At 61.0% G+C, this 15,142-nt stretch carries 14 protein-coding genes and 3 tRNA genes; 13 read left to right on the top strand and 4 right to left on the bottom strand.

Features of this window, described 5'->3' with window-relative positions; translation table 11 throughout:
* Positions 1-35: 35 nt before the first annotated feature.
* On the bottom strand, positions 36-254 hold the full coding sequence (gene infA / locus HDE80_RS17435; protein WP_007508585.1) for a translation initiation factor IF-1: 219 nt from the start codon (positions 252-254) through the stop codon (positions 36-38).
* 103 nt (positions 255-357) lie between these two features.
* Positions 358-633 (bottom strand): polyhydroxyalkanoic acid system family protein, encoded by a 276-nt coding sequence (locus tag HDE80_RS17430; RefSeq protein WP_184673032.1) that lies wholly within the window; start codon positions 631-633, stop codon positions 358-360.
* Between the two features lie 114 nt (positions 634-747).
* Here HDE80_RS17430 and HDE80_RS17425 point away from each other — a divergent pair, with 114 nt between their 5' ends.
* From HDE80_RS17425 to kdsB, 5 genes are all read left to right on the top strand, one after another.
* Entirely contained in the window at positions 748-1,518 is a 771-nt protein-coding gene (locus HDE80_RS17425) for an FHA domain-containing protein (protein ID WP_184673030.1), read from the top strand.
* 96 nt (positions 1,519-1,614) lie between these two features.
* Complete coding sequence (serC, locus tag HDE80_RS17420) at positions 1,615-2,700, top strand: 3-phosphoserine/phosphohydroxythreonine transaminase (RefSeq protein WP_184673028.1); 1,086 nt, start codon at positions 1,615-1,617, stop codon at positions 2,698-2,700.
* Positions 2,701-2,775: 75 nt separating this feature from the next.
* Positions 2,776-3,879 (top strand): prephenate dehydratase, encoded by a 1,104-nt coding sequence (pheA, locus tag HDE80_RS17415; protein ID WP_184604539.1) that lies wholly within the window; start codon positions 2,776-2,778, stop codon positions 3,877-3,879.
* 69 nt (positions 3,880-3,948) lie between these two features.
* Positions 3,949-5,265: a 3-phosphoshikimate 1-carboxyvinyltransferase gene (gene aroA, locus HDE80_RS17410; RefSeq protein ID WP_184673026.1), complete on the top strand. Its 1,317-nt coding sequence runs from the start codon at positions 3,949-3,951 to the stop codon at positions 5,263-5,265.
* Between the two features lie 227 nt (positions 5,266-5,492).
* Positions 5,493-6,269, top strand: a complete 777-nt coding sequence (gene kdsB, locus HDE80_RS17405; RefSeq protein ID WP_184673024.1) for a 3-deoxy-manno-octulosonate cytidylyltransferase — start codon at positions 5,493-5,495, stop codon at positions 6,267-6,269.
* 78 nt (positions 6,270-6,347) lie between these two features.
* Here kdsB and fabV read toward each other — a convergent pair whose 3' ends face one another.
* A complete protein-coding gene (fabV, locus tag HDE80_RS17400) occupies positions 6,348-7,550 on the bottom strand; it encodes an enoyl-ACP reductase FabV (RefSeq protein WP_184673022.1) in 1,203 nt (400 codons plus the stop codon).
* A 162-nt stretch (positions 7,551-7,712) separates the two neighbouring features.
* Between fabV and HDE80_RS17395 the strand changes: the two genes are divergently transcribed.
* The 7 genes from HDE80_RS17395 to HDE80_RS17365 all read left to right on the top strand — a co-directional run bounded on the left by HDE80_RS17395 (position 7,713) and on the right by HDE80_RS17365 (position 13,762).
* Positions 7,713-8,219 (top strand): low molecular weight protein-tyrosine-phosphatase, encoded by a 507-nt coding sequence (locus HDE80_RS17395; protein ID WP_184673020.1) that lies wholly within the window; start codon positions 7,713-7,715, stop codon positions 8,217-8,219.
* Positions 8,220-8,228: 9 nt separating this feature from the next.
* Entirely contained in the window at positions 8,229-10,070 is a 1,842-nt protein-coding gene (uvrC, locus tag HDE80_RS17390) for an excinuclease ABC subunit UvrC (protein WP_184673018.1), read from the top strand.
* 102 nt (positions 10,071-10,172) lie between these two features.
* Positions 10,173-10,793, top strand: a complete 621-nt coding sequence (pgsA, locus tag HDE80_RS17385; RefSeq protein WP_184604529.1) for a CDP-diacylglycerol--glycerol-3-phosphate 3-phosphatidyltransferase — start codon at positions 10,173-10,175, stop codon at positions 10,791-10,793.
* A gap of 72 nt (positions 10,794-10,865) precedes the next feature.
* Positions 10,866-10,941: transfer RNA gene (locus tag HDE80_RS17380), tRNA-Gly, on the top strand.
* Between the two features lie 148 nt (positions 10,942-11,089).
* Positions 11,090-11,165 (top strand) — tRNA-Gly (locus HDE80_RS17375).
* 97 nt (positions 11,166-11,262) lie between these two features.
* Positions 11,263-11,336, top strand: a tRNA-Cys gene (locus HDE80_RS17370).
* A 185-nt stretch (positions 11,337-11,521) separates the two neighbouring features.
* A complete protein-coding gene (locus HDE80_RS17365; RefSeq protein WP_345776474.1) occupies positions 11,522-13,762 on the top strand; it encodes a beta-glucosidase in 2,241 nt (746 codons plus the stop codon).
* On the opposite strand, the gene HDE80_RS17360 is transcribed toward HDE80_RS17365, so the two are convergent.
* A complete protein-coding gene (locus HDE80_RS17360) occupies positions 13,731-13,895 on the bottom strand; it encodes a hypothetical protein (protein ID WP_184604527.1) in 165 nt (54 codons plus the stop codon). The two genes, HDE80_RS17365 and HDE80_RS17360, sit on opposite strands and share 32 nt — an antisense overlap.
* Before the next feature lie 176 nt (positions 13,896-14,071).
* On the opposite strand from HDE80_RS17360, the gene HDE80_RS17355 reads away from it, so the two are divergent.
* The gene (locus HDE80_RS17355) at positions 14,072-14,920 is read left to right on the top strand and encodes an alpha/beta hydrolase (RefSeq protein WP_184673016.1); all 849 of its coding nucleotides are present in this window, start codon (positions 14,072-14,074) and stop codon (positions 14,918-14,920) included.
* Positions 14,921-15,142: the final 222 nt, after the last annotated feature.

Genomic DNA, 15,142 nt, shown 5'->3' with positions numbered 1-15,142 from the left:
TCGTGTCCAGAGAGATCGGCTTTACTGCATGCCGATTACTTCATGCGATACGTGATGCGTCCCTTGCTCAGGTCGTACGGGGTCATTTCGATCTTGACCTTGTCGCCGGTAAGGATGCGGATGTAGTGCTTGCGCATGCGGCCGGAGATATGGGCGATGATGACGTGCCCATTCTCAAGTTGCACGCGAAACATGGTGTTGGGCAGGGTCTCCTGGACCGTGCCTTCCATTTCGATGACGTCGTCTTTGGCCATGTGTTCCGGTAGTCACGCACAGCCGGCATGGCTGCTAAGCCGCCGATTATGCCATGGATAAGCGTTTGGTTAAAGAATCATCAACAAAGTCGGTAAATATCGATCAGGCGAAATATTCATCCAGTTTGCGCCGGATTTCCTGTTCGATCATGCCCTTCATCGGCGAGAGCATCAGCCCCAGCTCCGCGTGAACCACAACCGCGTCGCTGCCGACGGCAATGGTGCCGTTCACGCCGGATCGAGAGAATTTCAGCGTATCGCCTTGCCACTGGCTCTCGGTGGCAAATTTTTCACGCATCTTCACGGCAACTTTGTCGACCACGGTACGGGCCTCGGGTATCGAGAGCTGGTGTGGCCGACGTATATCGATTTGGGGCATAACGGACTCCTTGAACGAATGCCGATCTTAAACACAAAAATCTTAATGAGGGCGATGCGTCAGGACGTGATGGGCTGCATGGTAAAGTTTTGTTGTCTTTCTACTGGTTGATCCATGCGCATCGAATTTCCCAATGTGGCCCGCGAGGATTTCCATTGGACGCAGGCGCAGCTGACCATTGGTAGCGCGCCCGACAATGACCTCGTGTTGGCCACATCGCAGGCGGCGGCGAAGCACCTGCGCATTCAGCAGGATCGCCGTGGCCTGGTGTTGCAGGTATTGCCGGCGGCGAGCCGTATCCATGTGAATGCGCGGCCAGTGCGCGAGCGGGCGCTGTTGCGTGCGGGTGATGTGATCAGCGTGGGTGACTGCCGCATGCTGCTGCGTGCCGATCAGGATCCTGCGCTGCGATCCTCGCCTATTCTACCGAAACAGATACGTTGCACGGTGGCGCTGCGTGCAGTATCCGGTCCGCTTTCCGGGCGGGTATTGCCGCTGGAGACCAGCCTCGAACTGGGTGCACAAGGCCGTTATCCGCTGGAATTGCCGCAGGGCGAAATGGCCTCGCTGCGTATTCATTGGGAGGAAGGCAGGCTTTTGCTGGAGGTCACGCAAGACTCCGAGCGATTCCCGCTGCGGGTCAACGGGGTCATCGCGAAAAGTCTGGCGCTGCAACCCGACGATCAGATTGCTGTGGCCATGCACCGTTTCGTGGTCGATGCGCCGGGCATGGAGCCTGAGCCTGAGATCGTCATGCGCGAACCGCCTCCGGCGGCGAAACTGCCAGAAGAGACCGCTGGCCCAACGGGTGAAGTGTGGTGGCTGATCACTACGGCTGCCCTGATTGCGTTAGGCATTGCGTCGATACTGCTGATCCATTTCTAAGTTGTACTCCTCGGGCGCCAACAGCCTCCTGGTTAGCTATCGCGTTCTGCACCGCGTCATAATGCGTGGACAGTCAATCGATGGATGCAACCGCACGTGAGCAGAGTCTGGAATTTTAGCGCCGGTCCGGCCGCCATGCCGCAAGAAGTGCTCGATCGCGCCCAGCGCGAGATGCTGGAGTGGAATGGTAGCGGCTCCTCGGTGATGGAGCAGTCGCACCGCGGCAAGCGCTTCGTCGAGATGGCCGCGCAGACCGAGGCCGACCTGCGCACGCTGATGGGCATTTCCGCCGATTACGCCGTGTTGTTCCTGCAGGGCGGGGCGACCCAGCTGTTTGCGCAGATTCCGATGAACCTCGCAGCTGAAGGCGACAGCGCCGATTACATCGATACCGGCCATTGGAGCAGCAAGGCCATCAGCGAGGCGGCGCCGTATCTGCACGTCAATGTGGCGGCCAGCGCCAAAGCTGACGACTACCGCCGCATCCCCACGCGCGACAACTGGCAGCTCGACCCGGGCGCGGCTTACGTGCACTACACGCCGAACGAGACGATTCATGGCGTGGAGTTTCATGAGGTTCCCGATGTCGGTACGGTGCCATTGGTGGCCGACATGTCATCGAGCATTCTGTCCGAGCCATTGGACGTGTCGCGTTTTGGCCTGATCTATGCCGGCGCGCAGAAAAACATCGGTCCGTCCGGCCTTGTCGTGATGATCATTCGCCGCGATCTGCTGCAGCGGGCCGGCCGGCCGATGGCGAAGATTTTCCGTTTTGCCGAACAGGCTGCCAACGATTCGATGCTCAACACGCCCAACACCTGGGGCTGGTACTTGGCTGGGCTGACTTTTCAGTGGCTCCATGCATTGGGTGGGCTGTCGGTGATGGCTGAGCGCAATCGCGCCAAGGCCGAGCTGCTTTACGGCACGATCGATGGATCCAGCGGCTATTACCGCAATCCCATCGATGTTCCGGCGCGGTCACGCATGAATGTCCCTTTCACCCTGCACGACAGTGCACTGGATGCCACGTTCCTCAAGGAAGCTGAAACTGCCGGTTTGCTGGCGCTGAAGGGGCACAAGGCCGTGGGCGGCATGCGCGCGTCGCTGTACAACGCGGTGCCACTCGAAGCAGTGCAAGTGCTGACGGCATTCATGCGCGACTTCGCCAAACAGCACGGTTGACTGGCCGGCGATGGCGTTTTTCAGGCAAAATGCAATGTGTAATTTGGACTTCTTTACTTCCAGGCGGCAACACTAATGACTGATCGTGGTACGACCGATCCCAAGACTCCGCTGTCCGAAATGCGCGAGCGCATCGACAGCATCGATCGGCAGATCCAGCAGCTGATTTCCGAGCGTGCCAACCGCGCGCAGGAAGTGGCGAAGGTGAAGGGCGAGGGGCTGTCGGCGATCGATTATTACCGGCCCGAGCGCGAGGCCCATGTGCTGCGCATGGTGGTGGACCGCAACGATGGCCCGCTTTCCGACACCGAGATGGTGAGGCTTTTCCGCGAAATCATGTCGTCGTGCCTGGCGCAGGAAGATCCGCTGAAGATCGGTTTTCTCGGCCCGGAAGGCACCTTCAGCGAACAGGCCGTGCGCAAGCATTTCGGTCATGCCGCCTATGGTTTGCCTTTGGGCAGCATCGAAGAAGTGTTTCAGGAAGTCGCGGCTGGCCATGCCGACTTCGGCGTGGTGCCGGTGGAGAATTCCGGCCAGGGCATGATCCAGGTCACGCTGGACATGTTCCTCACTTCCAAGGCCACCATCTGCGGCGAAGTGGAACTGCGCGTGCATCAATGCTTGCATTCGCTGGCGGGTAAGCTTGAGGACGTCAAGCGTGTCTACGCGCATGCGCAGTCGCTGCAGCAGTGCAAGACCTGGCTGCGCATCAACCTGCCGGGCGTCGAATGCATTGCGGTGGGCAGCAACGCCGAAGCGGCGCGAATGGCGCGGCATGCAGATGACGCCGCGGCCATTGCCGGTGAGACGGCTGGCAAGATCTATGGGCTGAAGACGCTCGCCACGGGCATTGAGGATCGCGCCGACAACACCACGCGGTTCTTGGTGATCGGTCGCTCGCTGTTTCCGCCATCAGGCAATGACCGCACCTCGCTGCTGGTCACGGTGAACGATCAGCCGGGCGCGCTCTACGCCGTACTCAGCCCGTTCGCCAAGCACGACGTCAGCCTCAACCGCATCGAATCGCGGCCGGCGCATACCGGCAAGTGGCAGTACGCGTTTTTCATCGATGTGTCCGGTCATATCGATGAAGCCAAGCTGCAGGCGGCGGTTGGGGAAATCAGCGAAACCGCGGCTACCGTTCGCGTGCTGGGTTCCTATCCAGTGGCGTTGCCCTGAGATGATCGATGTGCGCAATACAGCATGGATCGTTGTCGAAGAAATCGTTCTGGAGAAAGTCGTTTGACCATGTCCGATCGAAGCAGTCTTGACTGGAGCAGTCAGCCGGGTCAGTCCCTGCATGGCGAACTCCGTGTGCCGGGCGACAAGTCCGTCTCGCACCGTGCCCTGATGCTGTCCGCGATCGCTGAGGGTACGTCGCGTATCCACGGTTTTCTGGAAGGCGAAGATACCCGCGCCACCGCGGCGGTGTTGTCGAAGCTAGGCGTGCGCATCGAGACACCATCGAGCGGCGAGCGAGTGGTCCACGGTGTTGGCCTGCACGGTTTGCGCGGTTCCTCCGAACCACTTGATTGCGGCAACGCGGGAACCGGCATGCGCCTGCTCACCGGCTTGCTGGCTGGGCAGACGTTCGACAGCGAACTGGTCGGCGATGCATCGCTGTCGAAGCGACCCATGCGTCGAGTGACTGATCCGCTGATACAGATGGGCGCGCGCATCGATAGCCGCGACGGGCTGCCACCGTTGATCGTGCACGGTGGTCAGGCCATGCGCGGCATCCGTTACGAATTGCCGGTTGCCAGCGCACAGGTGAAGTCGGCCCTGCTGCTGGCTGGCCTTTACAGTGAAGGCGTGACCGAGATCATCGAACCGCATCCGACCCGCGATTACACCGAGCGCATGCTGGCTGCCTTCGACTGGCCGATCGATTTTTCGCCAGGTCATGCCAGCCTGGAGGGAGGTCACACGCTGCGCGCCACGGACGTCGAAGTGCCAGCCGATTTTTCCTCGGCAGCATTTTTCCTGGTCGCTGCCAGCATCGTGCCGGGTTCACACCTGCGCCTGCCGGCGGTAGGCCTGAATCCGCGCCGCACCGGCTTGCTGCATGCGCTGCGCCTGATGGGGGCCGATATTGCGATCGAGTCGCCACGCGAGAGCGGTGGTGAGCCGGTAGGCGACCTCGTCGTTCGTTATGCACCGCTGCACGGCATCGAGCTGCCCGAGTCGCTGGTGCCTGACATGATTGACGAGTTCCCCGTGCTGTTCATTGCGGCGGCGGTGGCAACGGGAACCACGACGATCCGCGGCGCGGCCGAGTTGCGGGTAAAGGAATCCGATCGCATCGCGACGATGGCTACTGGGCTGCGTGCGCTCGGCGCGTGCATCGAAGAGACGCCCGACGGCGCGATCATCCACGGTGGCAAGCTTGGTGGCGGTTCGGTGCAAAGCCATCTTGATCACCGCATCGCGATGAGCTTTGCAGTGGCCGGTCTGGTCGCCGAAGCGCCGGTGCGGATCAACGATTGCAGCCACGTGGCCACGTCATTTCCTGGTTTTCTTGAACTGGCTAACGGCTGCGGTTTCGCGCTGCGGGCGATCGATTAAGTTCGCCGGTTCGCCTCACGCCGTCGTTGCGGCTAGGAGCCTGGACGGTAGAAACCAAGCGAGCGAGGCAAAGCACTTTTTAGTAAGGTTTTTCGCTCATTTGAGGCGAATAGCCGTAGCTATTCAACGAAAAGGAGCGGAAAAGCTGGCCAAAAGAGCGCAGCCGCAGCCGCTTGTGTTTCTGCTGCCCAGGCTCCTAGGCTTGGCTCCCATGCCGAGAGACTCTCATGACTGACGCTGTACCCGACTTCATTGTCGCCATTCCGGCTCGTTACGCGTCGACCCGCTTGCCGGGCAAACCGCTGCGAAGCATTGCCGGCGTGCCGATGGTGGTGCGGGTGGCCCAGCGTGCGCTGCAGGCTGGCGCGAGTCAGGTGGTAGTGGCAGTGGATGATCAACGCATCGCCGATGCACTGGTCGGGCAGGGTGTCGATATCTGCATGACGCGTCCGGATCACGCCTCCGGCAGCGACCGGCTCGCCGAATGCGCCGCTTATTACGGCTGGGCTGACGACGCCATTGTAGTGAACCTGCAGGGTGACGAGCCGTTTGCGCCGGCGGCGGGTATTCGCGAAGTGGCGCGCGCGCTGGCCGAGGATGACGCACCGATGGCCACGCTGGCCACCGCGATCGCCGAGGCGCACGAGCTGTTCGATTCCAACGTGGTGAAGCTGGTACGTGCCGAGAGTGGTCGTGCGTTGTACTTCAGCCGCGCGCCGCTGCCGTGGGCACGCGACGCCTTCGCGATCGATCGTGACACGCTGCCCGTCGAGCTGCCGTTTCTGCGGCATATCGGCATCTACGCCTATCGTGCGGGCTTTCTCAAGCAATACACCACGTTATCGCGCACGGTGCTGGAGCAGGCCGAGTCGCTGGAGCAGCTGCGTGTGCTCGAGCACGGCTACGCCATTGCCGTGCGCATGACGCCCGAACCGTTTCCGCCAGGCATCGACACGCTCGAGGACTTGCAGCGTGCTGAGCAGTGGCTGCAGGCGCAACTCTGATCAACCAGCGCTGATCAAGCTGTCCGCAGATTGAGATGTACGCCGTCGTATCGTTGAATCGACGGCGTAACAGATCACTCAAAGCTCGTCGCAATCAAAGGCGAGTACGGTCGGCACATCCACCTCATAGTCGACGTCTGCGCGTTCGAAGCCGAACAGCTTGAGGAACTCATGCTTGTAGCTGGCGTAGTCGCTGATCTCGAACAGGTTCTCGGTAGTGACTTGCGGCCACAGCTCCTTGCAGCGCGCCTGCACGTCTTCGCGCAGCTCCCAGTCGTCCAGCCGCAGGCGGTGCTCTTCGTCGGTCACCGGCGCCTGACCGTCGGCACGGTACAAATGCTCGCGAAAAAGGCGGTTGGCCTGCTCGATGGTGCCCTCATGCAGGCCTTTTTCCTTCATCACTTTGAACACCAGCGCGATATACAACGGCAGCACCGGAATCGCCGCGCTGGCCTGGGTCACGACGGACTTCATCATGGCCACGTTCGCGGCAAGACCTTTCGCTTTGTACCGCTCGCGCAATTCGCTGGCGGTGCGATCGAGATGCTGCTTGGCCCGGCCCAGCGCGCCATGCCAGTAGATCGGCCAGGTGATTTCGGTGCCGATGTAGCTGTAGGCGACGGTTTTGGCGTTGTCCGCCAGCACGCCGGCCTCGCTCAGCGCGTCGATCCAGAGCGACCAGTCCTCGCCGCCCATCACGGCGACGGTGTCTTCCACTTCCTGCTCCGTCGCTGGTTCCACCGAGACTTCGACCACGGCGTTCTTGTTGGTGTCGACCGTGGTGGCGGTATAAACCTCGCCGATAGTTTTGAGCGCCGAGCGCTTCAGTTCACCGCTGCCGGGCAGCTTGCGCACGGGCGAGGCAAGCGAATAGACCACCAGATCGATCTGGCCACCCATCTCATTGCGGATGATATTGATGGCGTGCTGGCGTGCTTCATTCGAAAACGCGTCACCGTTGATCGATTTGCTGAAAAGGCCGGCCTGCTTGGCCAGTTTGTCGAACGCGCCGGCGTTGTACCAGCCGGCTGTGCCGCACTTTTCCGTACCCGGCTTTTCAAAGAAAACCCCTAGGGTCGCCGCGCCATAGCCGAACGCCGCGGTGATGCGGCTGGCTAGGCCATAGCCGGTCGAAGCGCCGATCACCAGCACACGCTTGGGGCCGATCGATGGCTTGTCCAGCGCCTCGGTGATCTGGATCTGCTCCTGCACATTCTTCGCGCAACCCACGGGATGCGCGGTGATGCAGATAAAGCCTCGAACCTTGGGATGAATGATCACTCGGTGTTTCCTTTGACGTGGGCCGATCCCCATTTTAGCCTGCTCGATGCCGATGTGGTTCCGCATTGCGCAACACGGGGGAATCGTGTCCCGCAGTCCTTGCTCGCGGGGTCTACGGCCCCATCTAAAAAGCACAGCGGTTTCTTCGAATATCTTCACGCCATGACCTCATCGATACTCTTCGTCTGCCTGGGCAATATCTGTCGCTCGCCGCTGGTGGCTGCGGTCGCTCGCCAGCGGTTTGCTGACGCGGGGCTGTCGGTCGCGGTAGATTCCTGCGGTACCGGAGGCTGGCACGTGGGGCAGGGTGCGGACCCCCGCTCGATACGCGTCGCCGAGGAAGCAGGCTACAGCTTGCGCGATCATCGCGTGCGGCAGCTGGCTGCCGATGATTTCAGTCGCTTCGACGCAATTTTGGCGATGGACGATGACAACCTTGCCTTGCTGCGCGAACACAGTCCCGTCGATGACAAAGATCGTGTGAGCCTCTTTCTCGACGCGGCCGGCCTGGACCCGTACGTCCCACCGATCGTGCCCGATCCTTACTACGAGGACCTGGATGCATTCCGGCATGTATTGAAGCTGGCGGAGCAGGGTGTGGATGGTTTGATCGTTCGACTTCGGCGCGGCGAGTCGTTGGCAGCAGCATCACGCAGCGCGGCGCGCTAAAGTCTCGGCATGCAGGTTCCCCCACCGCAGCCGTTCGACGGCAAAGTCTTTGTTCAGACGCTGACGACCTCGTCTGGCGTCTATCGCTATTTCGATGACGAGGGCGAGCTGCTTTACGTCGGCAAGGCGGGCAATCTCAAGAAGCGCGTCGGCAGCTATTTCCTGAAGCCGCGGATGGAGCCGCGCATTGCGGCGATGGTGTCGCAGATCGCCCGTGTCGAGATCACGGTCACGAGGACCGAGGGCGAGGCGCTGCTGCTGGAATCGCAGCTGATCAAGTCGCTCAAGCCGCGCTACAACATCCTGCTGCGCGACGACAAAAGCTATCCATACATCTACCTGTCCAACGGTGAGGATTATCCGCGGCTGGCGTTTCATCGAGGCGCAAAGAACCTCAAGGGCAAGTTTTTCGGACCTTATCCGAGCACTTACGCGGTCCGTGAAAGCCTCAGCTTGATGCAGAAGCTGTTCAAAGTGCGCCAGTGCGAGGACAGCTATTTCCGCAACCGTTCGCGGCCCTGCCTGCAGCACCAGATTGGCCGCTGCACGGCGCCGTGCGTACAGCTTATCAGCGTAGACGATTACGCCAGCGACGTGCGCCATGCGCAGATGTTTCTCGAAGGCCGCAGCAATGCCGTGCTCGACGAACTGGGCGAGGCCATGGAGCAGTCCAGCAAGGCGTTGCAGTTCGAGCGCGCGGCGATCCTGCGCGATCAGGTCGCGGCCCTGCGCCAACTGCAGGCGCAGTATCACGTGCAGGGCGCCAGCGCCGACATGGATGTGATCGCCTGCAGTATCGAATCGGGCATCGCTTGCGTCAGCGTGCTGTTTTTCCGCAACGGCATCAGCCTGGGCACACGCGATTTCTTTCCGCGGTTGCCGCTGGATGCCGAATCGCCCGACGTGCTGGCGCAGTTCATCGCGCAGTACTACCTCGACCGGCCGGTGCCACGTGAGCTGATTCTCGGTGAGCCGATTGCCGACCAGGCCATGCTCGCCGAGCTGCTGGCCGAACAGTCCGGTCACGTGGTGGAGCTGAAATCCAGCGTGCGCAGCGATCGCGCGCAATTCCTGCAGATGGCTCAGCGCAATGCGCGCGCCTCGCTGACGGCTCGGCTGGCCAGCCGGCAGACACTGGGCACGCGCTTTGACGACCTGCAGAAAGTGCTTGAGCTGGATTTTTCGCCCAGACGGATCGAGTGCTTCGACATCAGCCATACGATGGGCGAGGCCACTGTCGCTTCGTGCGTGGTATTCGGGCCTGAAGGGCCGGAGAAATCGCATTACCGCCGCTTCAATATCGCGGGCATCACGCCGGGTGACGATTACGCTGCCATGCATCAGGCGCTGACCCGGCGGTTCCGCAAAGTCGCTGACGGCGAAGGTGCGAAGCCCGACGTGCTCCTGATCGATGGCGGTAACGGCCAGGTAGCGCAGGCGCTGGATGTACTGGGCGAACTGGGCGTCACCGGCATCGAAGTGGTTGGCGTCGCCAAAGGGCCAGGCCGGCGTGCAGGCGAAGAGACCCTGGTACTGGCGCGCAAGGCCGCCGGCAGTCTCGGTCGCGAGCTGCATCCCGGTTCGTCATCGCCGGCCCTGCATCTGGTGGCGGCGGTGCGCGACGAGGCCCACCGTTTCGCCATCAGCGGTCATCGCAAGCGACGGGAAAAGGCCCGCGAGCGCAGCGTGTTGGAAGACGTACCTGGCATCGGTGCACGCCGTCGCTCGGCGCTGCTGAAGGCATTCGGCGGTTTGTCTGGCGTCGAGAGCGCCGGCGTCGAGGAGTTGATGCAGATAAAGGGTATTGATCGTGGTCTGGCAGAGCGAATCTATGCCAGTCTGCATCCGTGAAATTTCTGGTCCGGATTTTGTATTTTCGGCTTGATCCCTGCAGCTTTTGTTCATCCGTTGAAGCTATGCCATGCGACACTGCAACAAACCATTGGACTTCAAATGCGCATCAACCTGCCAACCTGGCTGACCCTCTTCCGCGTCGCGTTGCTGCCGGTGATGGTCGCGGTGTTTTACCTGCCGTTTCCGGGACACAACATCACGGCGGCCATCGTGTTCGTGCTCGCGGCGATTACCGACTGGCTGGACGGTTACCTGGCACGCCGGATGAACCTGACCTCGGCGTTTGGTGCGTTTCTCGATCCGGTCGCCGACAAGCTGATGGTGGCGGTGACACTGTTTTTGCTGGTCGAATCCGATCCGACCAGTGGCTGGTCGAGCATCCTGCTGGCACTGACGTCGGCTGTCATCGTCGGCCGCGAGATCAGTGTGTCGGCATTGCGCGAATGGATGGCTGAAATTGGCATGAGTGCCACAGTGAAGGTGGCGCTGGTCGGCAAGCTCAAGACCATCATGCAGATGGTGGCGCTGGTGGTGCTGATCGTGCAGCACGAGAAGGAGGCCACTGCCTTGCGGCTGTATCACATCGGCGAAGGCCTGCTGGTGATCGCCGGCATCCTTACCATCTGGTCAGGCGTTTATTACCTGCGCGCTGCATGGCCGATGCTTCGCGGTGATGTGCCTGTGGCGCAAGGCGCCAGCAAGCCTGATCACGAGGCGTGAGGTCCATCGTGCGAAATCGGGAGATGCGGGGTTGACGATCCGCATTCACGTATTAGAATGCCCGGCTCCAATGCGGGAATAGCTCAGTTGGTAGAGCACGACCTTGCCAAGGTCGGGGTCGCGAGTTCGAGTCTCGTTTCCCGCTCCAGTTTTCAAGCAAAGCCCCGACTTGTTCGGGGCTTTGCTGTTTGGGACTTGCGTGCAGGTAGTTGCTCAAAAAGCGGCAAATCAGAGTGGCATTTGATGCGGCGGGTATTCACAGGCGAGTTGCTTCTGCTATGATTCGCCGCTCAGTTGCGGGAATAGCTCAGTTGGTAGAGCACGACCTTGCCAAGGTCGGGGTCGCGAGTTCGAGTCTCGTTTCCCGCTCCAGTTTTCAGCAAAGCCTCGGACTACCGGGGTTTTGTTTTTTAGAGGCAACCTGCGATCATTCTGATTCGATAAGGATGATCGCGAAGTAGCACGCAATGGCCTGGTGGCAGAGTGGTCATGCAGCGGCCTGCAAAGCCGCGTACGCCGGTTCGATTCCGACCTAGGCCTCCATTGCGTTGTGGCTGCAAGCAGCCCTGAAAACCCGCCGTCGAGCGGGTTTTTTGTTGCCTGTTTTTGTCATGCTGCAATGGCATTTGCGGTCTGTCAGCAGCCTCTGGGCTGAACCATGTTCACGGACATCGCCTGACCGAGCGTGGCATCCTTGGTTATCGGCTTGAACGAGAAAGGAGTTCGCTTTGGCACGCGCAAACCATTTTGGAGTTGGATTGTTCTTCGTCGGCAGCGTGGCTGCCATGGCATGGGCCACAGCCTCTAGCGCGCCAGTGGCGCGACCGTGGATGAATATGTCGCTCTCACCGGATCAGCGCGCGGCGCTGGTGCTAAAAGCGATGACGCAGGATGAAAAGTTCCGGTTGATCCGCGCCGACTTCGGTCAACCGAGCCAGGGCAGGGCGATGCCATCAGGCGCGCTTACTTCGGCCGGTTACTTACCGGCGTTGGCCCGCCTCGGCCTGCCGGCATTGCAGGAGACTGACGCCGGACTGGGTGTGGCAAAAGCAGACAAGAGCGGTGGTGCGACGTCGCTGCCAAGCGGTCTGGCGACGGCTGCCAGCTTCGATCCGCAGATCGCCTACGCTGGCGGCGCGATGATCGGCGGTGAGGCAAGAAAAAAAGGTTTCAACGTGATGCTGGTCGGTGGTGTCGACCTTGAACGCGATCCGCGCAATGGCCGCAATTTCGAATACGCCGGCGAAGATCCGCTGCTGGCCGGCACCATCGCGGGTAACGCGGTGCGTGGCGTGCAGGATCAAAAAGTCATCGCCACCGTAAAGCACTACGCGCTCAATGCACTGGAAACCGGGCGCAATACGCTCAGCGCGCAGATCGACGAGCCCGCCGCGCGCGAGTCCGATCTGCTGGCGTTCGAGATCGCCATCGGCATCGGCCATCCCGGTTCGGTGATGTGCGCCTACAACCGCTTCAATGCGGTGTACGCCTGTGAAAACGACTGGTTGCTCAACAGTGTGCTGAAGCGCGACTGGGGTTATCCCGGTTATGTGATGTCCGACTGGGGCGCTGTGCATAGCGCCGGCAAATCGGCACTGGCCGGGCTCGATCAGGAATCGGCGGGCGAAGTGTTCGACCCGGCGGTGTATTTCGACCAGCCGCTGCGCGCGGCCATTGCTTCCGGTGAGGTGCCGCAGTCACGCGTCGACGATATGGTCAGACGTATTCTGCGCAGCATGTTTGCCGTGGGGGTGATCGATCAGCCGGCAAAGGCAGCGCCCATCGACTTCGCCGCTGATGGCGAAGTCGCTCTGCGTGCGGAAGAAGCCGGCGCTGTGTTGTTGCGCAACGAGCACGGTCTGCTGCCACTGTCGGGATCGCTCAAATCGATCGCGCTGATTGGCGGTCATGCTGACAAGGGTGTGCTTAGCGGCGGCGGTTCGTCGGTGGTGTATCCGCCTGCCGGCAACGCAGTACCCGGCATGTCGCCGGATGGCTGGCCAGGGCCACGCGTTTATCAGCCTTCCGCGCCGCTGGAAGCGATCAGCCGCCGCTTGCCGGGTAAGGTCCAGTTCAACGACGGTCACGATACCGCGGCAGCCACCCAACTGGCGTCACACGCCGATGTGGCCGTGGTGTTCGTCGAACAGTGGGATGCCGAGTCGTTCGATCGACCGAACATGGTGTTGCCCGACAATCAGGATGCGCTGGTCACCGCCGTTGCCAAGGCCAATCCGCACACCATCGTGGTGCTGGAAAACAACGGGCCGGTAAACATGCCGTGGCTGGATCAAACCAGTGCGGTGTTGGAGGCCTGGTACCCGGGTGCGCGCGGCGGTGAAGCTATCACGCGGCTGTTGTTCGGTGAGGTGGCTCCGTCAGGCCGTCTGCCGTTGACCTGGCCGAAGGATGAGTCGCAGTTGCCACGAGCGCAGATTCCTGGTGCTGGCTTGGCGTCGATCGGTGTGCCTCCGCAAGGCCAGCCTGCCGACACGGTCGACTACCGCATCGAGGGTGCCGATGTCGGCTATCGCTGGTTTCAGCGGCAAAATATCGAGCCGCTGTTTCCGTTTGGCTACGGGCTGACGTATACAAACTTCGGTTACAGCAAGCTGCAGGCGAAATGGGAAAACGGAAAACTGACCGTCGCGTTTGATGTCACCAATCGAGGCACTCGTGATGGCATCGATGTGCCGCAGATTTACCTCACGCTGCCTGGGGAAAAGCATACGCGTCGACTGGCCGGTTGGAGTCGGATCACGTTGAAGAAGGGCGCGACGCAACATGTGGAAATCATCGCTGATCCGCACATCCTCGCCGAGTTCGATGCCACGGAGAAAAACTGGCGCCGGCCGGGCGGTAGCTATCACATCCAGTTGGGACATTCGGCGACCTCATTCGAGAGCGACACAAGCGTCGATCTCCCTGCAGCCACCTTCAGCGCCCGTCGCTCCCACGCATCGCCTTGATCATGACAACCATGCCAATCAACCCGATAACCAGCCCGATGCCGGCGCCCCAGAGCGCGCCGTGTTGGCCGTCGACGAAGTAGCCGATACCGAAGCCGATCAGAAAAAACAGAGGTACGGGTAGACAGCCCATGGGAAGTCTCTTCAAGCGCGATGGCTCAAAAAATATACATGACTAGGTGAAATATCGGTCGTTGCTCACACCAGATAGTGGCAACAGCAGTGCGGCTCGTAGCATGATGCGCAATCTCTGACTCAGGACCGGGCTGGACCATGGGCGTAGCGGCAAAATCTGGCGTGTGCAGTGCGATGAACAGCGCAGACGACGGACTGCTTGACGATCAGCGCATGGCCGACGGGCAGATACTTCGCCGTCGCAGCTGGCCACTGCCGGATGCCAAGCGAGCCGTGCTGTTCGTGCACGGTTTGGGCGAGCACAGCGGGCGCTATCGGCACGTTGCCGCCTGGTTCCAGGCGCGCGGCTTTGATGTGCGTAGCTACGACCAGCGCGGACATGGGCAAACACAAGGTCCGCGAGGTGCATTGCGCCACGACGACGATTTGTTGACCGATCTGACGGCTGTCTATAACGACTACGCCGCCGGGCATTCGAGACCACCACTGTTGCTTGGTCACAGCATGGGAGGCCTGGTTGCGGCACGTACCGTATTGGATGGCCGTATCAAACCCGGCGCAATGCTGTTGACATCCCCGGCGCTGCGCAGTTGGGAAGGCGCGGGCATGCGCAAGCTGGCCCATGTGCTGGCGTCGGTGCTGCCGAATTTGCCGCTGAGCAACGGTTTGAAGGTCGACGACCTTTCGCACGATGCCTCTGTCATCGCGGGCTACCTCAACGATCCGCTGGTCTTCAACAAAATTACGCCGCGCCTGGCCGACTTCATTTTCCGCGCAGGCGCCGCCTGCATTGCCGATTCAGCCCTGTTGAAAGTGCCAACGCTCTTGCTGGTCGCCGGTGCCGACAAGCTGGTGGATCCTTCTGGCAGCACCGATTTCGCCGCCGGAGCATGGGCGACCAACCAGCTGACCACGCGCCATTTCGCCGCGCTCTACCACGAGCTGATGAACGAGGCCGAGCCAGCGCGAATCCAGGTCATGAAGCAGATGGGCGACTGGCTGGATCGCTTGCCGACAGCATGATTGTTGCGATCATCGCGATGCTGTGCCCGAGACAATAAACATCGAGCCATCGCTGGGAAGCGGCAGGAGTTGTCGATAGAGTTGTAGCAGCGATAGCGACTGGGTGATGACGCTGATCGATGTGTACCCGGATCAAGTACCGTCCAACCCCAACGCGTATAGCACGAGGTGAGCAACGCCAGTTTCATCAGCCTGCCGGCGGTGGGTCAGGCACCACCCTGA

Origin of the sequence: Rhodanobacter sp. A1T4 (assembly GCF_014207185.1) — a bacterium.
Lineage (GTDB): Bacteria > Pseudomonadota > Gammaproteobacteria > Xanthomonadales > Rhodanobacteraceae > Rhodanobacter.
The sequence above is the reverse complement of the archived record's forward strand: the minus strand, read 5'-3'. Positions and strand labels throughout refer to the sequence as shown.